Origin of the sequence: Flagellimonas meridianipacifica (genome assembly GCF_003001695.1) — a bacterium.
In the GTDB taxonomy this organism is placed as follows: Bacteria; Bacteroidota; Bacteroidia; order Flavobacteriales; family Flavobacteriaceae; genus Flagellimonas; species Flagellimonas meridianipacifica.
In genome coordinates this window covers 957,033-976,473 of record NZ_PVYX01000002.1, presented here as the reverse complement: position 1 = coordinate 976,473, position 19,441 = coordinate 957,033, and the positions used below count along the sequence as shown (strand labels likewise).

At 40.2% G+C, this 19,441-nt stretch carries 17 protein-coding genes and 1 other RNA gene; 9 read left to right on the top strand and 9 right to left on the bottom strand.

The features are described from left to right. Window positions 1–84: 84 nt before the first annotated feature. The 7 genes from CLV81_RS14520 to ffs all read right to left on the bottom strand — a co-directional run bounded on the left by CLV81_RS14520 (window position 85) and on the right by ffs (window position 8,313). Entirely contained in the window at window positions 85–1,884 is a 1,800-nt protein-coding gene (locus tag CLV81_RS14520) for a hypothetical protein (RefSeq protein WP_106145811.1), read from the bottom strand. Continuing rightward, on the bottom strand, window positions 1,881–3,107 hold the full coding sequence (locus CLV81_RS14515) for a DUF4249 domain-containing protein (RefSeq protein WP_106145810.1): 1,227 nt from the start codon (window positions 3,105–3,107) through the stop codon (window positions 1,881–1,883). The genes CLV81_RS14520 and CLV81_RS14515 overlap by 4 nt, the downstream gene beginning before the upstream one ends. 3 nt (window positions 3,108–3,110) lie before the next feature. Continuing rightward, on the bottom strand, window positions 3,111–5,882 hold the full coding sequence (locus CLV81_RS14510) for a TonB-dependent receptor (RefSeq protein ID WP_106145809.1): 2,772 nt from the start codon (window positions 5,880–5,882) through the stop codon (window positions 3,111–3,113). A 6-nt stretch (window positions 5,883–5,888) separates the two neighbouring features. Then, the gene (locus CLV81_RS14505) at window positions 5,889–6,632 is read right to left on the bottom strand and encodes a hypothetical protein (RefSeq protein WP_106145808.1); all 744 of its coding nucleotides are present in this window, start codon (window positions 6,630–6,632) and stop codon (window positions 5,889–5,891) included. A 265-nt stretch (window positions 6,633–6,897) separates the two neighbouring features. Continuing rightward, window positions 6,898–7,317 (bottom strand): hypothetical protein, encoded by a 420-nt coding sequence (locus CLV81_RS14500; RefSeq protein ID WP_106145807.1) that lies wholly within the window; start codon window positions 7,315–7,317, stop codon window positions 6,898–6,900. 32 nt (window positions 7,318–7,349) lie between these two features. Beyond that, window positions 7,350–8,159, bottom strand: a complete 810-nt coding sequence (locus tag CLV81_RS14495; protein WP_106145806.1) for an SDR family oxidoreductase — start codon at window positions 8,157–8,159, stop codon at window positions 7,350–7,352. Window positions 8,160–8,214: 55 nt separating this feature from the next. Beyond that, an RNA gene (ffs, locus tag CLV81_RS14490) (signal recognition particle sRNA small type) lies at window positions 8,215–8,313 on the bottom strand. A gap of 73 nt (window positions 8,314–8,386) precedes the next feature. Between ffs and CLV81_RS14485 the strand changes: the two genes are divergently transcribed. From CLV81_RS14485 to CLV81_RS14450, 8 genes are all read left to right on the top strand, one after another. Continuing rightward, the gene (locus CLV81_RS14485; protein WP_245912035.1) at window positions 8,387–9,454 is read left to right on the top strand and encodes a glutaminyl-peptide cyclotransferase; all 1,068 of its coding nucleotides are present in this window, start codon (window positions 8,387–8,389) and stop codon (window positions 9,452–9,454) included. A gap of 3 nt (window positions 9,455–9,457) precedes the next feature. Then, window positions 9,458–9,847: an acyl-CoA thioesterase gene (locus tag CLV81_RS14480; RefSeq protein ID WP_106145805.1), complete on the top strand. Its 390-nt coding sequence runs from the start codon at window positions 9,458–9,460 to the stop codon at window positions 9,845–9,847. Further along, window positions 9,789–11,378 carry a hypothetical protein gene (locus tag CLV81_RS14475; protein WP_245912034.1) on the top strand — a complete coding sequence of 530 codons (1,590 nt, stop codon included), beginning with the start codon at window positions 9,789–9,791 and terminating at the stop codon, window positions 11,376–11,378. The genes CLV81_RS14480 and CLV81_RS14475 overlap by 59 nt, the downstream gene beginning before the upstream one ends. 129 nt (window positions 11,379–11,507) lie before the next feature. Continuing rightward, window positions 11,508–12,242 carry a LytR/AlgR family response regulator transcription factor gene (locus tag CLV81_RS14470; RefSeq protein ID WP_106145804.1) on the top strand — a complete coding sequence of 245 codons (735 nt, stop codon included), beginning with the start codon at window positions 11,508–11,510 and terminating at the stop codon, window positions 12,240–12,242. A gap of 143 nt (window positions 12,243–12,385) precedes the next feature. Continuing rightward, complete coding sequence (locus tag CLV81_RS20590; protein WP_158259130.1) at window positions 12,386–12,550, top strand: hypothetical protein; 165 nt, start codon at window positions 12,386–12,388, stop codon at window positions 12,548–12,550. 109 nt (window positions 12,551–12,659) lie between these two features. After that, window positions 12,660–14,747 carry a tetratricopeptide repeat-containing sensor histidine kinase gene (locus tag CLV81_RS14460; RefSeq protein WP_146129903.1) on the top strand — a complete coding sequence of 696 codons (2,088 nt, stop codon included), beginning with the start codon at window positions 12,660–12,662 and terminating at the stop codon, window positions 14,745–14,747. Between the two features lie 24 nt (window positions 14,748–14,771). Next, on the top strand, window positions 14,772–15,440 hold the full coding sequence (locus tag CLV81_RS14455; RefSeq protein ID WP_106145801.1) for a response regulator: 669 nt from the start codon (window positions 14,772–14,774) through the stop codon (window positions 15,438–15,440). A 168-nt stretch (window positions 15,441–15,608) separates the two neighbouring features. Next, window positions 15,609–16,265 (top strand): hypothetical protein, encoded by a 657-nt coding sequence (locus CLV81_RS14450; RefSeq protein WP_106145800.1) that lies wholly within the window; start codon window positions 15,609–15,611, stop codon window positions 16,263–16,265. A gap of 46 nt (window positions 16,266–16,311) precedes the next feature. Here the strand turns inward: CLV81_RS14450 and CLV81_RS14445 are convergent, their stop codons facing one another. Further along, entirely contained in the window at window positions 16,312–17,604 is a 1,293-nt protein-coding gene (locus CLV81_RS14445) for a serine hydroxymethyltransferase (protein ID WP_106145799.1), read from the bottom strand. A 229-nt stretch (window positions 17,605–17,833) separates the two neighbouring features. Between CLV81_RS14445 and CLV81_RS14440 the strand changes: the two genes are divergently transcribed. After that, window positions 17,834–19,018, top strand: a complete 1,185-nt coding sequence (locus CLV81_RS14440; RefSeq protein WP_106145798.1) for a hypothetical protein — start codon at window positions 17,834–17,836, stop codon at window positions 19,016–19,018. Between the two features lie 33 nt (window positions 19,019–19,051). Here CLV81_RS14440 and ytxJ read toward each other — a convergent pair whose 3' ends face one another. Then, the gene (gene ytxJ / locus CLV81_RS14435) at window positions 19,052–19,441 is read right to left on the bottom strand and encodes a bacillithiol system redox-active protein YtxJ (RefSeq protein ID WP_106145797.1); all 390 of its coding nucleotides are present in this window, start codon (window positions 19,439–19,441) and stop codon (window positions 19,052–19,054) included.

Genomic DNA, 19,441 nt, shown 5'->3' with positions numbered 1-19,441 from the left:
AATTTCTGGCTAATTTACAACAATAAGAGGCCTTTGCATTCAAAATGATGTAAAATAAATGTAGCGTTTTGAGGGCTAACCTTTTTATTCAACAATTATGGTTTCCCTCAATGACACTGGAATACCTTTTTTGGAGAACCCCTCAACACATATTTCGAACTCCCCCTTTATATCGGAGGTAAAAAAGGTGAAACTCCCAGATTCGTTGATAAAGACATTGGGCATCCACAGAAGTTGATAGCGAAAATCAGGAATACTTTGGTTGTTTAGGTCTTCACTCTCCAAATACCTTTGTATAAAATATTTTTTCCGAGCTTGGGGTTTAACCAATTTTACGCTCATTCTTGATGTACCATCTAAAGGAAAGTTGTAATCCTTCTTAAAGGTTTCAATGCTTATTACCCCATCATATACCTCTTTACCAAAAACATACCGCCCCCGTCCGACAGATATTTTTTCGATTTGCCGTGCATTATACTCCATAAGGCTCTCATGATTCAATACCTGAAGTCCATCCATCAACACCAAAGGCTTTTTATCAGATTCCGAATACGGTGGATTCACACGCACTTTAAAGGTTCTTTTCCCTGAAGACTCTCTTTTTATCCAAAGATGCTCCAAAATCTCAACCACCGTTTCCCTTAAGGTTGGGAATCTTGTATAGTCATCCAAAATATACTCCAAATTATTCTCCAGAAAAAAAGGGGTTTTCGAACCAATGGTCTGGACGGTATCCGGCTTAACACTAAAAAAAGCATTTTCAATTTGGTTGTGAAAGCTACGCTCTAAGATACCTGCTTCCATCTCTTCCTCTAATTGAAAAGAGAAGAAATCCTCTTCTTTTACTATGGGTTGTTTATTATCGAATATTTCAAGTTTGTATGCTTCATTCTCATCGCCAAGAATTTGAACTATAGCTGTTTCCCCTCCATAATCGTCTTGGATGGAAAAATGAAACGTTCCATCTAGATTAGTATAAGCTGTTTTAAAGTGTGAATTATAACCGGAAATGGAAAGAGAAACTCCCATTGCCTTAGCGGGTCTCATTGTCGACTTATTCAAAATTCTTCCGGAAATCAACTCTCCCCTTATCTCTGGAAGATAGGGATAGGAATTTGATTGGGAAGACGGTTTAATAGCATCCTTACCTTCTAAAGTCTTCATGAAATGTGAGGAGACGAGACTAGGTGAGGGCATGTAAGGTTTTCTCCTCACGGAGACAGAAACGCTGTAATCTTTAGTCTTTAGTTCTTTTAAAGCTAATTGGAAAACCACCTTTTCCCTAGTACCGAATCTAGAGGATTCAAGCTTGATGGCAAGGTCAGTTGCAATATTAGATGTTAAATCATTGCCTTTTAAAACTTGTGTTTGAATTACCGAGGATGACTGGGCAAGTGAATCCGGTCCTTGTTTCAGAAACACCCTTTGATCGCTGGTATACGGATTTATGACGGTAATATTTTGCCTGAAAAATTCTTCCCTGTCAAAGTTTTGCATCCACTGGGTGTACCCAATCAACTTATAGTTTCCTGAAACTACGGTAGTGGGAATAAAAAAGTCTGAATATGATCGACCATCGTTCAATTTAACCTTTTGTTGAAAAACCAGCTTGCCATCTTCACCGATTAAATCCACATAGGCAATCTTACTTATCCTGCTGGGTTTACGTGTTTCTTCATCTAAGCAATAGATACTATACAACAAATACTCTCCCACGAAAGCTGTGGTCGAATTCACATGCACATACACCCTTTCCTTTGGAAATTGATTCTTGTTTGTTGCCATATTCTGACCAAATCCTTCGGAAGTCACCAGAAGCATGAAACCCAACACGCTCACTAGGGCTGTAATGTCTTTCCGATATATTCTTTTAGTACCCATCATTCCTCCCAAAAATCCGGTATCACATTACTTCCTAAAGCAGTACAATCACCGCATGGACGACTAACGAGTACAAACGGTCTGCTATCATCACCTGTAGATTCAACAAATTTTTGTCCTAAGCTATTTATGGCCTGCACCAGGGGAGAAGGTCCATCAGGTGAGCCTGGCAAAAGATCAGGTGTGAACTCAAGGCTACAATCACTCGCATATGGTGGTAAGGGCTCTCCTGGGAAAAAATCCTCATAATCAAAAAAGATTCTTCTGGAAGTTACCGATGATACTTCAAAAAAACCAAGAACGTTCTCCGATTCGCTCTCCAACGAGAATACATTACCAATCAAAAAACCGGGCTGAATCTGGGAGAACAGGCTTTCGGTCCGGGAGGAAAACTCGTTCAAGGTCTCATAAAAAGCAAAGGCCTCCCTGGTTTGCGCAAATTGCCTAACCAGAATACTATATCTATGGGATATGATAAAGTTATCCCTGCCAATAAACCGAACTGGGAAACGGGTAAGGCCATTTTGATCGGTATTTTCAGTGTCTCCCAAGATTATGGTATTTGAAAGTTCCGTATTGTAACACACTTGTTGTTCCTCAGTTTTGGGTTCAAGAATAACAATTGCCGGAGGTGGTCGGTCCCTTACCACTACGGCATCAACCGCGACCCACCTTGGTGCAATAATCTGATATGTTTCTTCATATTCAAACCGAAAGGACTGTGTCCCTGATTGACTCCCTTGGTTATCCACTAAAATGGCAATACCGTCCTGACCGTTCGAATTCTCTTCCCGCGAAGCGTACAAATCAAGTATTTGCGATTCTGGGGTAAGGGATACGGACTCCGAGCCATACGTTCTTCCATCCGATGTAGCAATGGAAAGCTGATATTGTCTATTGGGCACTGCAGAAAATGGTAGTGCTGATAAATACCTCCCTGGTTCCACTTCTTCAAAAACAAATTCATTTTGTTGGTCATCGATGACTCGCACAGTTGCCGAAGACTCAGGGTTGGGACCATCCTCTTCCAACCGAAAAGTCCTTGTCAGTAGGACTTGTTGTCTTTTATCCTCATTCGTAATGGCTGCTTCCACAATAAGAACACTTTCAAAAACCTCTGTTTCAGGTTCAAAAGTCTCCACACAAGAAGCGAAGAACAGGGAAAATACAAAAGGAACCACTAAAAAAGAGGAACCCAAGTACTTTGAAACAACATCTATTCTCATGTTTTAGAATTTGAAATTGTAGGTTATTGATGGAATAGGAATCGCAAAAATGGAACTTTGCAATGCCTTTACTTCTCCGTTCTCTGTTAGAAAAAATACAGAATACGGGTTATTTCGACCCAGTACATTATAGACCGAAATTGTCCAAAAACTATGGGCAAACTTTTTAATCTTGTGGTTGCCCTCAATATTCAAGCCTATATCCAATCGGTAATAATCCGGTATCCGAAACTCATTTCTATTGCTGAAAAGAACGAACTCAGAATTATTGAAATTAAACGAGCCTACCGGAAACGTAATTGGTCGTCCGGTTTGATAGACAAAATTGGTTGACAGACTGAATCGTCGTGTTAATTTATAGTTGGCAACCAAACTTACATCGTGCGGCCTGTCAAAATTAGAAGGAAAAAAATCCCCATCATTGATTCGTTCCTCCCTAAAGTCGCTATCAAACCGTAAAAAAGAACGAGAGTAGGTATACCCTAGCCAACCGTTCAACTTTCCTCGATTTTTTCTCATCAATAACTCTACGCCATAGGCTTTTCCTTCACCTTGCAGAATCTCTTGCTCAATCTCTTCATTCAACAATAAATCAGCTCCCACCTTAAAGTCCAGTACATTATCAGAAGTTTTATAATATCCTTCAAGGCTTAATTCATACATATCTTCCTGAAGATTTTTATAAACGCCCAAGGAATATTGGAACGCTCTCGCAGGCTCAATGTTTGTATCAGAAAGTTTCCAGGTATCAATAGGTGATACCGTTGTGGTATTTGAAAGCGTATGAATGTATTGAAAGGTATTGTTGAAACTCGCCTTGACCGATAAATCAGGAGCCAATAAATACCTTGCAGAAAGTCTAAATTCAGGTCCAACATAGGTAGTAATGAAATCCCCCGAACCAAATTCACGCTCCTCTATTAATGTACCTTCATTGCGTGGTTGATTCTCTTCATAGATTCTTTGGGTAGACGGCCCCAAAGCTGAAAAAAGAGAGACGCGGACTCCTGCATCGATAAGGAACTTGTCGCTTAGTTTATAATTATCTGAAATGAAAACCGCGGATTCCAACCCTTTTTCCCTAGGAATTTCAAGGGATTCTATCACGGACTCATTATTTAGTGGGTCACGATTGCCAGGGTCAACCAAATAGAGTTTTGAAGAAACGCCAAAATCCACAGTGTGCCTGTCATTCAAAACATGAACAAAATTCAGTTTTGCCTCGGTTTCATTAATTGTATATCCCAATTCAAAATCCTGATTCGAGTTTCCATCAAATTCGATATCAAAATCATATTGGCTGTTGGTCAAAATCAATTGGCCTTTTGTTTTTTCACTGAACTTCCTATCCCATTGTAAAGAAGCCATCCGGTTTCCAAACCCAAACAAGGAGTCAGAGGTTATACTAAAATTATCCTTGCTATAATAAGCAGTAGCACTTAGGTTATTGTTCTCATCCAACTTATGGGTGTACTTTGCAATAAGGTCATAAAACGATGCCTCGCTGTTATTCAGCGCTTCATCATCCAGAGAACGTAGAATCCAGTCAGAATAGGTTCCCCTTCCCCCTATCAACAAAGAGGCCTTATCCTTTACAATGGGGGTTTCCAAAACCACATTGCTGGTCACCGGTCCGATGGAGGCCTCGGCAGAAAAATCAGAAGTGTTTCCATCTTTGGTCGAAATATCAAAAACCGAAGAAAGCCTTCCTCCAAACCTGGCTGGAATATTTCCTTTGTAAATAGTGGCGTCTTTTACAGCAAAAGGGTTCAATGCTTGAAAAATTCCGAAAAAATGGGAAGGATTGTAAATTACCGCTCCATCAAGGAGTATTAGGTTTTGGTCAGTATTTCCACCCCGCACATTGAATCCTGCGGCACCTTCACCTGCAGTGGTAATACCCGGTAGTGTGGTGGCTACTTTCAGCACATCACGCTCACCTAGAACGAGCGGAATATTTTTGGTCTCTTCAGAAAGAATCTGATTTGATCCCGTAGTGGCATCCTCAACATTGGTCCTCGCAGAACCCTCTACTACCACCTCCTCCAATTGTTCAAGACTTTCATTCAATGCGAAATCATACTGCCCGTTATTGAACATTATGACATTGGTTTCGGAATCCGCAAAACCCAAAGATTTGGTAATCAGGGTATTTTTTCCGTAGGGAAGTTCAATCTGGTAATATCCTCGGATGTTAGTAACAACACCTTCTTCACCTCCCTTTACAATAACTGCCAGATTAGGTATGGGTTCTCCAGTGGAGTTGGATTTTGCAAATCCCGTCAGTGTATACTTTCTGTTGCGAGCTTGAGGACTTGCTTTTCCAATCCGTACGGTTTCAATTTCCGAGGGTCCATCGACTTTATCCAAATTCAGAAAAATAGGATTTGAATCTTCCGAAGGGCTTACTTCTGTGGTAATATCTTCTTGAACTGACTTCCTTCCAAAAAAACCTGAGGGCAGTTCATCATAAATGATTTGGTTACGAATAAGATATATTTTCTTGTCCGGCCCTAGATGATATTGAATATTGGTTTCCTTAAAAAGGAAATCGAGTAATTCCGAAAGTTCCACGTTCTCAAAATTTCCTGATAATACCCTGGTCCCCAACCACTGCGGAACGTAAAAGAACTGATAATCCGTCTCCTCTCTCAACTGCTCTACAATTTCCGTCGGGGTTTTATCCTGAAAAGCTATTGAAATCCTAGGGCTGCCATCCTGAGCGGTCATCAAAATTGGCAATGAAAACATGAAAACCCAGAGAACTCTCTTCATACCCCCCTACCCCGATTTTTTTGTTAAATGCGCCTCAATTTCCTGAAGGAGTAAGCGAAGCCCGGTATCGGTAAGTTCCTTTGCCATTTTTTTCGCTAAAAATTCCTTTTGGATATCCTTGGAAATAGGAAAAACACTGATCACATCTCTTCGGTTTTTAATTTCATAAAACACGCCTTTGTATGCCAGGGCATACTCATTCTTCTCCTTAAACTCGTAGTACACTCTATTTCTATTAAGCTTCCTAACATCCGTTTTTCGATGTTTCTTTAACAAAGTGAAATCCGTACCCTTTAAAAGCACTTCGAAAAATCCATTTACAGGATTAGACTTAGTGTCAACAATGCTTTTCTTCACAAACTTTCGGTTTTGTATCTGAAAGCTATCCACTTTAGCCAAATCCAGTTTAACCGAAGACGCTCCTGATATGCCTTTAGGGTATACGATTATTTGGTCTTCAAAAAGGTCATATTTTAAAAAGACCTTATGAAAGGGTATGCTTTTTTGCCATAGCGTTCCAGTAAGGTAATTCGGAGATTCAAAAAATCGGTGTTTATCATTGATAACCTGATATTCCTCTACATATTCTTGGGAAGCATAGAGTCCAGTATTTAATAGGCCTATTTGTTCATCAAACCATAGATATAGGGAGTCCGTCGGCGTGTTCTGTCCATTTAATGCAACGGTGTAACCGCAGAAAATGGACAAAAGAAGTGCAATCGTAGATTTCCTCAAGGATACTTGGGGCATTTATGTAATTGGTTTCAGGTGGCCAAGTCCACCGGACTTGAATTAGCTTACATAAATTTAAGGAATAAACTCCAAAACGAACCTGCTGGTTATCCGAAAGTTGAATTTATTATAAAGGCTCCTTTGATTTTATCAAAACGTAAATTTTACCTCCGAATAAATGTAGTCCAATCAAAAAGGCATTATAGCTGTGCCTCCATTTTTTTTGCGTAATTCATTTTGATGCTCTCTGGATTCCTCTAATCCTTATTTGATTTATCGAAAATCAATCTATGACCTGTAGGGTAAACTCACGTATATCGGATTCTGAACAAGTTGGACTGCCATCAAATCCATCGAAATCAAATCTTTCTACAAAGAGTTCCACTTGAAATCGGTAGACGCCTGATTCTTCAGGCACTCCAAAAATATCGACGGACCTTCTGTTGAATTCAACCAAAATTCCAGGAGGGAGTTCTCCTATGACATCGAAGAAATAGTCATAGTCATTGTCGTTGACCTCATTGTTTATTTGAGCCGTTATTCGGTCTCTATAGCGTTCTCCTACTACACCCACAACCAGCTGCTTTTGGTTGATCTGAGGATTGATATTAAAAACACATTCCAAAATCTCGTCACATCCACTGAAAATGAAGACAAACGAGGCAACAATACAAATCTTGAACAATCGTGTACTTTTCTCCATGTCTTTTGTCAATCAAAAAACATGCCATCACATTACAGCTTATAGTGATTGAGCAACATTTTTTCATACACCTTATCGGGCAAAATCCGTTTTAGCCGCAAAGAAAACTTCTGTAAAAAAGCGCCTACCGGATTATGAACCTTAGGATGGTTCTGTTGGATAATGCCATATATCTTTTTTGCAACATCAATTGGGTTTCCCCCTGAGTCTACATGGTCGTCCATGGAGGTAAGCGCGCTGGAATACGGTTCTTTATATGGCGAATCCTCCAATAATGGCGAATGATAACGCCCTGCGGCTATATTGGTAGCAAAATCGCCTGGTGCCACATTGGTGATTTTTATACCAAAACCTTTGGTTTCCATACGAATACTTTCAGTAAGGATACCCAAAGCTCCTTTTGAAGCGGAATAGAAGCCTCTGTATGGTAATCCCATAAACCCCGCTATGGATGTAATATTAATGATGAGTCCAGAGTTTTGCTCACGCATTTGTGGGAGCACCGTCTTCATCATGCGGACTGGACCATATAAATTAATGTTGAATACATTTTCAATAGCATCTTGAGAAGTTTCTTCAACGGGTCCCGTAATGCCCACGCCAGCATTGTTTATCAAAATGTCCAATCTCCCTTCTCTTTCCAGAACGCGTTCTACAGCAAGCTGGGCACTGGCATCGTCTCGAACATCCAAATCAATCAATTTAAATGCAGTAAAATCTGGGTATTTTTGGACATCCCTGGCAGTGCCATAAACTTTGTATCCTTTTTCGGTTAGGAAGGTACCAATGGCCTTTCCAATACCGGAAGAACCACCTGTTATCAATACAACTTTGCTATCCATGAAACACCAATTTTGCTGGGGAACAATGCATAGTTAGGTAAATTTAGGGAACAAAAAAAGGCAAGCTACCTACATCGCACCGCTACGACCGCATACCCTTGCTGCGTTCCCGCCCTGGGGGATTTTGCAGGAGCTGGTCGTGTAGGACTTGCCAAATGCAAATATACGACCTTTTAAATTTGCCGCAATCCTATTTGATCCTTAATTTCGAGGGAGAATGATATATAATGAAAGATACATTGAAAACCATGTTTAAACTCATCTCCTCTGGATTTCTACTTTTATTTATGGCTTGTGGTGGCAATGGAGACCCAACCACTTTCTTTGAAATTCAACTGGAGGGAAACAAGAAAAAAATACAGAATGGAGAGGTAATCGGCGTTGCCATCAACAATAAAAAAAATATTGATATCAATAGTATTTCGTATAGTTTGGACAATACAATATTGCCCCTTTCCGACGGAAAAATCACCTTGGCCTCAGAAACACTTGGAAACAAACTCCTTAAGGCCAATATTAATTATGAGGATGGTGCTTCCATAGAGGTTTCAAAGAAAATTCAATTATTGGCGGGTTCTTCCCCAGACATTTATACCTACGAAATTTTGAATACCTATCCTCATGACCCCTCTGCATACACCCAAGGGTTGGAGTTTTTTCAAGACACTTTGTATGAAAGCACAGGAAAGAAAGGGGCATCAACAGTTAGAAAGATTGATTTCAGAACCGGTAAAATCTTACAGAAAATCGATTTGGACGATTCCGTTTTTGGAGAAGGGATTACCCTCCTCAACAACCAGTTATATCAATTGACCTGGCAAAGTGGTTTAGGCTACGTATACAATCCAAATACCTTGGAAAAAATTAAAAACTTCAGTTATGGGGAAAGCCGCGAAGGTTGGGGATTGTGCAACGATGGAAAACAAATCTACAAAAGTGATGGTACGGAACGTATCTGGCATTTGGACCCTGAAAGCCTTCAAGAGGTGGGTTATATAGAAACGGTAACCAACAAATCCATTTTCAACAAAGCCAATGAACTGGAATATGTAGATGGAAAAATCTATGCCAACGTATACCAAAAAGAAAGCATGATGATAATCAACGCTACTTCTGGTGCCATTGAAGGGGTTGTCAATTTTGGTGGGCTTAAGTCACAAGTGACGAGAGGCCCCCAGTGGGACGAAATCAACTCCGTTCTCAACGGTGTGGCCTATCATAAAGAACGAGGCACTTTCTTTGTAACCGGAAAGAACTGGGACAAGCTCTTTGAGGTTTCCATACGAAAAAAGTAGTGGATGCGATTCTACGACAAAACACTAACCGTAGGGCCTGATGACCTGGATGAATTGAATCACGTCAATAATATTCGATACATCGATTGGGTACAACAAATTTCCAAGGAACATTGGGAAACCGTGACCACTCCCGAAATTCGAAGTGAACTTATTTGGGTAGTTCGCAAACATGAAGTCAACTATTTCAAATCTGCGGTTTTAGAAGATGTTTTGACCATACATACTTATATTTCCCAAAACAAAGGTCCTATTTCAACAAGAATCGTTGAAATCTGGAACAATAAAACCAATGACCTTTTAGTTAAAGCTAGTACGGATTGGTGCCTTTTGGATGCATCTACCTTTAGACCCAGGCGAGTACCTGAGCAAATTGCTACCCTATTTGAATAGTGTGACCCAAAACTTCACAAAATATAGCGTCCTTTCCCTGCTATTTCTATCAGCACTGATTTGGAGTTCTTGTCGTAATGATTTTGATTTTGAAGCCAATAGCGGTAATCTCACTTTTTCCAAGGACACTGTTTTTTTGGATACCGTATTCACCAATATTGGAAGTAGCACCTACACCTTAAAGGTGTACAATGGGCTCAATCGGGATATTTCCATTCCCTTCGTGGGTCTTGAGAATGGACCCAACAGTAGCTATCGCCTTAATGTGGATGGTGTGGCTGGAAAGGAATTTACCGACGTCCCCCTTCTGGCAAGAGACAGTCTCTTTATCTTTGTTGAAACCACTTTTGATGTTGCCCCGACTGGAGAAAATGAATTTTTGAACACCGACCGCATTCTTTTTGGGGAAGGTGCTTCCCAACAAAACGTGGAACTGGTGACCTTGGTAAAAGACGCCATCTTTTTGTACCCAGTCACAAACGCTGATGGAACACGGGAAACCATTCCAATTGGGATGGATGAAGAAGGAAATGAGATTGTTGTTGAAGGCTTTTATCTGGAACCCCAAGAACTCAACTTTACCAATGAAAAGCCATATGTAATTTATGGATATGCTGCCGTACCCTCAGGAAATATGCTGACCATAGATGCCGGTACTCGAGTTCATTTTCATAGGGATTCAGGTATTTTGGTAGATTCGGGAGCGTCCCTACAAATAAATGGAGCACAGAGTGAAGACCAGGAACTTTTGGAAAATGAGGTCATCTTTGAGGGTGACCGCCTGGAGCCTTCATTCTCTGATGTCCCCGGGCAATGGGGCACTATCTGGATTCGCTCTGGAAGCACCAACAATACCATCCAAAATCTAAGGTTGAAGAACGCAACGGCGGGATTGATTGTAGAAGGTAATCTATCCAATCCAGAAGCTACCTTGACCCTAAGCAACTCTCAAATCACTAACAGTTTGGAATTTAACCTTTGGGCATCAGGTGCACGCATAACTGCTTCCAACTCTGTATTTGGAGGTGCTGGAGCCACATCTGTGCTATTGGGCAATGGGGGCAATTACCAATGTACCCACTGTACTTTCGCCAATTATTGGGGCAACGGACCTCGGGGTGGAGTAGCCTTATTATTGGACAATACCAACGCAGATTTGGAACAAGCCAATTTTATCAATTCCATCGTGGATGGTTCTTCCCGTTTGGAGCTTTCATTGATTGAGGACACCAACTTTGCCTTCAACTTTAGTTTCTCCCATACCGCCATTCAATTTGAGGATAGTAGTGGCTCCTTCCAAGGCGACCCTTTATATAATTTTGATGACGAAAATCTGTACCGTAATATCATCTTAAATGGTGAAATGGATTTTGAAGCTCCCTTTCAGAATCAACTATCAATAGGTCCCGATTCTGATGCCATTGATATGGGCGACCCCAGTTTTATGGTCACATTTCCAAACGATGTTTTGGGGACACCAAGAGATCCCAATCCCGACATGGGAGCCTTTGAATTTGTTCCAGAAAACTGATTTTTTGAGGAAAAACTCCCCAATAAGAGAGAAAAATCATTGTTTTTGAGGGAAATCCCCAGTTTTTTTAAGGTAAAACTGTAATGGGATTTTTTTAGGCCTTAGTAACTTGCACCCAGTGTTTTACGCATGGATTATACCTACACCATAATAGACTCGGACGCTAGCTCCAAGCTCCAACTTCAAGTGTATCTTGAGGAGTTTGAGGATTTCGTGTGTGCAGGCTTCGCCCACAACTCCGTTGAGGGGCTTAATACCATCTTAAAATATTCTCCCGATGTGGTCCTGGTCAACCTGAATGATGACAGCATGTCCTATTTCCAAATGGTAACGGAACTGACACAATACATGAACTCGCTTCCGGTGATTATTGGATATTCCACTTCTACAAAATACGCGTACAATGCCATAAAAAGTGGTTTTTTTGATTATTGGATATTGCCACACAACGAATTTGATATCCGAAAGACCATTTTTAAGTTAAGAAAGCAACACCCCAAAGAAAACTTCCCTTCCACTATATGTATAAGGTCGTATAATGATTATAGGTATCTGGACACTAAAGAAATTCTGTATTTAAAATCGGATAACAACTCCACGGATTTCTTTTTGGCCAATGGCAACGTGGTAAGTGCGTTTAAGACTTTAAAGTCTTTTGAGGAGCAACTGCCTGAAAACTTTATCCGTATTCATCAGAGCTATATTCTGAATACCAGATACGTTTCCCGTATCAACTATGGTAAAAATTTGTGTACCCTTCGCAATCCCAAAGAGCAAGAAATCCCCTTTTCCAAAAAGTACAGGGAACGCATAGACAAACTCAAGGAAAAACTCTCCAAAAAGGCTGTAGGAGCTTCTAATTAACCGAATTCTAATAGAATAGGCCCAAATACCCGCATTTCTCCGTTAAATACTAAGATGCTTTTGTTGTGACTGGCTAAAAAAGAGGTCAAAAATATATTAGCCACAGGAAAACTAAACTTATCTAAACATTAAACGGAAAGATTATGAAAAAAGTATTTGGTATTGTAGCTGTAGCTGTATTTTCTTTAGGGATGTTCTCTTGTGAGTCCGAAACCAACGTTCAAGAAACAGAAGCCCTTTTTGAAACTTTAAAAGTAGATGTAAATTCAGGTGAGGGAGATGGTCAAGTAGATCCTGATAGAACCTAAGTATAATCTTCAAACATATCAAAAACCCCAAATCTTCTTTGATTTGGGGTTTTTTAGTACCTTGTAGTAAAAGAACTGGGCTTTTGCCCTATTTTTCAACCAATCACTCTTGAAAAAGATACAGTTACTTCTCTTAGTATCAATTTTTTTCGCTTGCAAAAACTCAACCGATAGTAAATTGCAAGTTGGCAATCCACTTGTTACCCAAGCGATGGAAAAGGTGCGCATTGCAAAAGATAGTACTGAATTACCCATGAGTGTAAGAAAAGATTATCTGCGAGCTGGGTATAAACTACTTAAACAAAATGATAGCGATTCAACTTATCTTAAAAACCTTTCCCAAATATCAATTACAGGGTATCGTATAAAGGATTCTTTGTTTTATCGAAATGTATACGAAGAGTTATCGAGCCTTGCAATTAAGTCTAATGACTATCAAATCCTTGGAGAAGCTCATTGGGATATGGCTGCATTTTTAAAGAGTTACTTAGTAATTGATAGCTCATACTATTATTATCAGTTAGCCTACCAAAGTTTTGATAAGCTACCCACGGATTCACCCTCCGAGTACTTAAAGGCAAGAATGCTATATTCAATGGCCCAAGCCCAAGATGATTTAAAGGACTACTTAGGTGCCGAAAGTAATGTCTCTAAAGCGATAAAAACATTTGCGGAACAAAAAGATGATTATTGGCTATCAGCAAGCTATAATTTATTAGCGAGTATCCAAAGTGGTTTTAAAAACGAAGATAAAACACGAGAATATCTTAAAAAAGCTGGAGATTATCTAGAATCTTTGAATGATGAAAATTTAGTATGGATTAACAAAAATAACTTAGCCAATAGCTATCTGCGTGAAGAAGATTATGAAAGTGCCATTCAAGAGTACAAACCATTACTTCAGAATGACGAATTCAAACAGCAAGATCCAGAGCTTTATTCTAAGGCTTTGGTAGGACATACTTACGCTCGTTTTAAACTGGGGGAAACCGACGAAGAACTTAATCAAGAGTATTTAAAGGCCATTAATACGTTTATTAAGATTGATGAGCCACAAGATTTAGGGTGGGCTAGGCAAAAGCTAGCTGAACTCTTACTAGCGCAAGGCAAAAAAGATGAAGCAGTTAAATTGGCAAAAGAAGTAAAGCAATTTGCTGAAGAGACCCAAAACAATGACCGCCGTTTAGAAGTACTCAAGTTCCTTACAGAAATAGACTCTGAAAATGCAGTGGCCTACTCCACTGCTTATTACAAACTTTCCGAGCAACTAAAAGAAGAAGAACGGGCCACTCGTGATAAGTTCGCGCGCATTCGTTTGGAAACCGACCAAATCATTGAGGAAAACGAAGTGCTTTCACGACAAAAACAGATTTGGATTGGTATCACCTTAGGGCTTATCCTTTTTGGAATATCCTTGTTCACTATTATAGCCCAGCGCATTAGTAATAACCGCCTCAAATTCCAACAAAAACAACAGGAAAGCAATCAGGAGATTTATAACCTCATGCTGGCTCAACAAGGAAAATTTGAGGAGGGCAAAAAACTGGAACAAAAGCGCATTTCAGAGGAACTGCACGATGGCGTGCTCGGTCAAATGTTAGGTATCCGACTGGTACTCACAGGGCTTAATGAAATGGCGGACGAAAAGTCCGTGGAACAACGAGCGGAGCTCATTGAAAAACTGCGTGAGACAGAGGAGGAAATCCGCACCATTTCGCATGAGCTCAATAATGCTTCTTATCAAAAAATTCATAACTTTATTGTATCCCTCGAGGATATGATAAACTCCATTGGAGCATCTTCTGGGATAACATGTTCTTTTACGTATGATTCATTACTGGAATGGGACAGTTTGGAGGGCGATATCAAAATCAATGCCTATCGAATTGTTCAAGAGTCCCTGCAAAATTGCGTAAAGCATGCCAATTGCAAAAACGCTTTTGTAAACTTTGAGTGTGAAAACAATTTCCTTAAGTTGAGCATTAAAGACGATGGTAAAGGCTTTGACATCAACAAAGGAAAAAGAGGAATAGGGCTTCGAAACATCATTTCCAGAGTGAAAAAAGTAAACGGGACCTTGGATATTGAGAGTAAAAAAGGGAAAGGTACCACCATAAAGGTGAGCATTCCCATGAATTACGCCAAACAAACAGAAATTCTTGAGGACTTTGAAATAAAACAAACAGCGAAGGCATAACCCCAAGAAATTAAAATATAGCACATGAAGACACTTCGAATTCTAGCCATTGACGACCATGAAATGACCATGTTAGGCTATAAGTTCATTCTGGAACGCATTGTTTTTGAAGGGCATTCCATTATCGTGGATACAGCCAATACTTTTGAAACAGGGAAACGTATGATTGAGGAATCTGTGAATTCATTCAAGTACGATATTCTCTTCTTGGATGTGCAGATGTATCCACCTAATGAACACCAACCCCAAACCGGAGAGGATTTGGGAATCTTGGCACGCAAGCTTGTTCCCGAAACCAAAATTGTGTTTATGTCCTCTTTTAGCGACAACTACAGAATAAATAGCATTTTACAATCCGTTGACCCAGATGGATATTTGGTCAAAACGGACATTGACCCCAAGACCCTGGAAGACGCCGTGAAGACCGTGACCTTGAGTCCACCTTATTATTCTTCCAAGGCGCTTGCTGCCATACGGAAGAAAATGACCAATGATATTAGGTTGGACGAGAAGGATAAAAAAATACTCTATCATCTTTCAATTGGCACAAAAAACAAAGATTTGGAGAAGTTTATCCGGCTTTCCCCATCCTCCATTGAAAACAGGAAACGTCATTTGAAATCCCTATTCGGAACTGAAAATGAAAATGACCTTGCGCTAATTCTTGCGGCCAAAAACAGGGGATTTATTTAGATAGTTTTATAAAGATGTTTAATTAACTCACAGAATATCTTACCATTCTGAAGGCCGTTTAGTGGAACAAATACAAGGAAATCCATAGAATTTTTAAGGATTTCGTGCAATCCCAAAAAAAACATTCGTTTTAACTTTGAATTACGAACGTAGGTTAAACGGATGAGGATGCGACCAGACAAAAAACGAGATTCACTTTTCCCCTTAAGTGACATAACTACTTTCGTGACCTGTAATGGTCTCGAAGACTTTTTAAAGGTTTTGGAGCGGGATTTCTTTGCTGAGATTTCGGCTCAATGCAGATACAATATAAAAAAGCAACAAATAGATATCGTTCTGGATATCCATTGCAATTTTGGGCTTACAGAAAGTCTGCACCACTTTAATAGTGGAAACTGGGGAGGCATATCCCCTCAAAATGAAGGATGTAACATTCCGTCAAAATTTGATGAAAGTTTTCAAAAGCTTTGTGCAGACAACAACCATGCCTTGGACATCGCCGAACTCTCCCTACATTTTAAGGACACCTCTGTCATTGTAAATAGGATACACGATTATAGCATCCCGGAAGAATTGCCAGGTATTATGTCTAAATTGAGTGAAAACTTTGTGTATTTCACCAAAGGCTTAACAGAAATGCCCTATGAAATTTTTGTCCCCGTTTTTGAAGATACTGACCAAGGAGCCATATCAGCAGAGGGCCATAGAGACCAATACTATGATTTCTGGGGTCTTTATTTTGATGACAAGCTAAATCATGATGTCATGATTTATGAAGTAAAAAATAGAGAACTTACCAACGAGGATTTTTTCCTTTTGGACTAGTTGAAAATATATTTCCTTAGGCTTAACCTAAGAACACCCTTCGTAATTAGCTATTAAAAAGAGGTCTGTGCTTCATCAAAGTATGGACCTTTTCTTTTATCTTGGATATACCTGCTTCATCTTCAGGACTCATCAGCACTTCGTCAATCAAATCCACTATGGTTTCCATATCGGATTCAACCAACCCCCGGGTTGTGATAGCCGGTGTCCCAAAACGTATCCCCGAAGTGATGAACGGAGATTGGTCATCAAAAGGCACCATGTTTTTGTTTGCCGTGATCGCTGCTTTTTCCAAAGCTTTTTCCGCATCCTTGCCAGTAATGCCTTTATTTCTAAGGTCGATGAGCATCATATGGTTGTCCGTTCCTCCAGAAATGACTTTGTAATTCTTCGCCATGAAAGATTTGGCCATGGCTTCAGCATTCTTTTTCACCTGAAGCATATAATGCAGAAAGTCGTCAGAAAGTGCTTCACCAAAAGCAATGGCTTTCGCAGCTATGATATGTTCCAATGGGCCACCCTGATTACCAGGAAATACTGCTAGGTCCAATAATCCGGACATTTTTCTTAGGTTTCCGTTCTTCAACCGAATACCAAACGGGTTTTCAAAGTTCTCTCCCATTAAAATAAGTCCGCCTCGGGGACCACGCAGTGTTTTGTGCGTAGTGGTTGTTACAATATGGCAATGAGGGATAGGGTCGTTTAAAATTCCTTTTGCTATCAACCCGGACGGGTGGGAGATGTCCGCAAGCAATATGGCGTTCACACTATCCGCAATTTCCCGAAAACGTGCAAAATCCATGTCTCTGGAGTACGCAGAGGCCCCGGCAATAATCATTTTTGGTTTTTCCTTGTCGGCAATCTCTTGGATTTTGTCATAGTTCAGGGTTCCGGTTTCCTCATCAACCCCGTAGAATGTAGGTCGGTATAACTTTCCTGAGAAATTTACGGGAGAACCATGCGTAAGATGCCCACCATGGGCCAAATCAAATCCAAGAATCGTGTCACCTGGCTGCAAACAAGCGTGATACACGGACGCATTGGCTTGGGAACCCGAATGGGGCTGTACGTTAGCGTATACTGCTCCAAAAAGTTCCTTCGCCCTTTCTATGGCCAAGGTTTCTATTTCGTCCACAACTTCGCATCCACCATAATACCGTTTTCCAGGATATCCTTCAGCATATTTATTGGTAAGGACAGAACCTGCGGCCTCCATCACCTGAGGGCTTGTAAAATTTTCGGAAGCAATCAATTCAATTCCTTGCACCTGTCTTTCCCTTTCCTTTTCGATAAGGTCAAAAATGGTGGTGTCTCTCTGTGTTAGGACTTCAGTTTTCATTTTTCAAAAATACAAAGAGAAATAAGTATTTCAACTAAAAAATAGAGCGGCAAAAGAGATATTATCCACTAAGAATCAACAATTGAAAAGCAATCCGGTATAATCCAAAAACCACAAAAAAACCTGCATTTCACCGATAATATACTACAGTTGAGCCTGAAACGTTACTAAAGTGTGGCTTTTTGGCACGGCAGTTGAACTCTACTAGAAAATCACAAAACCAAAAACGATGAGAAAAACTCTACTTTATAGTACCATTTTGATACTACTTTCCTGCGGAGGGGTTAAAAAGACCCAAGAGGCGGTGAACAGTGGTAATTACGTTACGGCCATGAACAAGGCCATCAAAAACTTAACGGAAAACAAAACCAGAAAAGGACATCAGGCCTATGTTACTCTCTTGGAAGATGCCTTTGCAAAAAATGCACAAAGGGAACTGGAGCAAATCAGTTTCATGGAAAAAGATGGAAATCCTGCAAATTTGGAGACCATCTACCGTAAATACAATGCCTTGAAGGATATTCAAGCCAGAATCCAACCTTTATTACCCCTATCCATTTATGAAGAAGGACGTGAAGCCCGATTTGATTTCGTCAATTATGACAATGCCATTTTGGATACCAAAGATGAGCTTTCGGAATATCTGTATGCCAACGCAAGCGATTTGTTGAAAAACGCTAGATATAAGCAAGACTTTAGAAGTGTTTTTAATGATTTGAAGTATCTATCCGAAATCAATCCTGGTTACAAACAGACCGTTCAGAAAATGGACGAAGCTTACCAAAAAGGATTGGATTATGTGAAGGTTCAAATTGATAATGAAACCCAACAGATTATTCCGGAGCGATTAGAAGACGAGTTATTGGATTTCAATACCTACGGAATAGATAACTTCTGGACCAAGTTCCACTCCAAGCCGCAAAACGGCATGAACTATGATTTTGCACTAAACCTGGGCTTTAGGGAAATCAATATTTCTCCAGAGCGGGTGAACGAAACGCAAATTGTACGCGAAAAGCAAATCAAAGATGGGTATGAGTATCTATTGGATGAAAATGGAAATGCCATAAAGGACAGTTTGGGTAATAGAATAAAAGTGGACCGATTAAGAACAGTTACTTGTAACTTCTATCAGTTCACACAGTTCAAAAGTGCCCAGATTGGAGCAAAGGTGAGCATTACTGATTTGACCAGTGGACAGGAAATCAACTCCTACCCGCTTGCCAGCGAGTTCATTTTTGAGCATATATATGCCAACTACAAGGGAGATAGGAGAGCATTGGACAACGACTTGGTAGCTTTATTGGATTTGGCGGCAGTCCCTTTTCCAACAAATGAACAAATGGTCTATGATGCCGGCGAGGACCTCAAGGCCCGATTAAAAGGAATTATTCGAAGACATCAATTTGATTGATAAAAAAGCCCTGCTAATCGCGGGGCTTTTTCTTTACACATATTCTTTCAGGTCTATATCCGCTATCGAACCGTGCGAGGTATGAAAACTGACCTCTCCATTTTTGACAATGAGAAGCTGTGGTGATTGGTGCATAACCCCAAATTTAGTGGCCACTTCGTTAGACACATCGCGATGGGCATGCAAGTCCAAAAAGTGTAAATCGGCAGTATCTCCCAAATTATAGGAACCTGTAAACATATTTAGAACCATCCTACTTATTCCACAGGTGGTGGAATGCTTGAAAATAAGCTGTGGTCTTTCATTGGACTCCACCGTTATCTCATCCAGTTGGCTTATGGAAGTCAACGGATTCCAAGGCAAGGCATTGGATTTTTTTCCGCTCGTTTCTTTATTTCCAAAAAGGCTGTCAAAAATTCCCAT

Coding starts and splice junctions, on each gene's coding strand:
- CLV81_RS14520 (WP_106145811.1), bottom strand. CDS start 1,884: ATGATGGGTACTAAAAGAATATATCGGAAAGACATTACAGCCCTAGTG.
- CLV81_RS14515 (WP_106145810.1), bottom strand. CDS start 3,107: ATGAGAATAGATGTTGTTTCAAAGTACTTGGGTTCCTCTTTTTTAGTG.
- CLV81_RS14510 (WP_106145809.1), bottom strand. CDS start 5,882: ATGAAGAGAGTTCTCTGGGTTTTCATGTTTTCATTGCCAATTTTGATG.
- CLV81_RS14505 (WP_106145808.1), bottom strand. CDS start 6,632: ATGCCCCAAGTATCCTTGAGGAAATCTACGATTGCACTTCTTTTGTCC.
- CLV81_RS14500 (WP_106145807.1), bottom strand. CDS start 7,317: ATGGAGAAAAGTACACGATTGTTCAAGATTTGTATTGTTGCCTCGTTT.
- CLV81_RS14495 (WP_106145806.1), bottom strand. CDS start 8,159: ATGGATAGCAAAGTTGTATTGATAACAGGTGGTTCTTCCGGTATTGGA.
- CLV81_RS14485 (WP_245912035.1), top strand. CDS start 8,387: ATGAAAGATACATTGAAAACCATGTTTAAACTCATCTCCTCTGGATTT.
- CLV81_RS14480 (WP_106145805.1), top strand. CDS start 9,458: ATGCGATTCTACGACAAAACACTAACCGTAGGGCCTGATGACCTGGAT.
- CLV81_RS14475 (WP_245912034.1), top strand. CDS start 9,789: ATGCATCTACCTTTAGACCCAGGCGAGTACCTGAGCAAATTGCTACCC.
- CLV81_RS14470 (WP_106145804.1), top strand. CDS start 11,508: ATGGATTATACCTACACCATAATAGACTCGGACGCTAGCTCCAAGCTC.
- CLV81_RS20590 (WP_158259130.1), top strand. CDS start 12,386: ATGAAAAAAGTATTTGGTATTGTAGCTGTAGCTGTATTTTCTTTAGGG.
- CLV81_RS14455 (WP_106145801.1), top strand. CDS start 14,772: ATGAAGACACTTCGAATTCTAGCCATTGACGACCATGAAATGACCATG.
- CLV81_RS14450 (WP_106145800.1), top strand. CDS start 15,609: ATGCGACCAGACAAAAAACGAGATTCACTTTTCCCCTTAAGTGACATA.
- CLV81_RS14445 (WP_106145799.1), bottom strand. CDS start 17,604: ATGAAAACTGAAGTCCTAACACAGAGAGACACCACCATTTTTGACCTT.
- CLV81_RS14440 (WP_106145798.1), top strand. CDS start 17,834: ATGAGAAAAACTCTACTTTATAGTACCATTTTGATACTACTTTCCTGC.
- ytxJ (WP_106145797.1), bottom strand. CDS start 19,441: ATGGGAATTTTTGACAGCCTTTTTGGAAATAAAGAAACGAGCGGAAAA.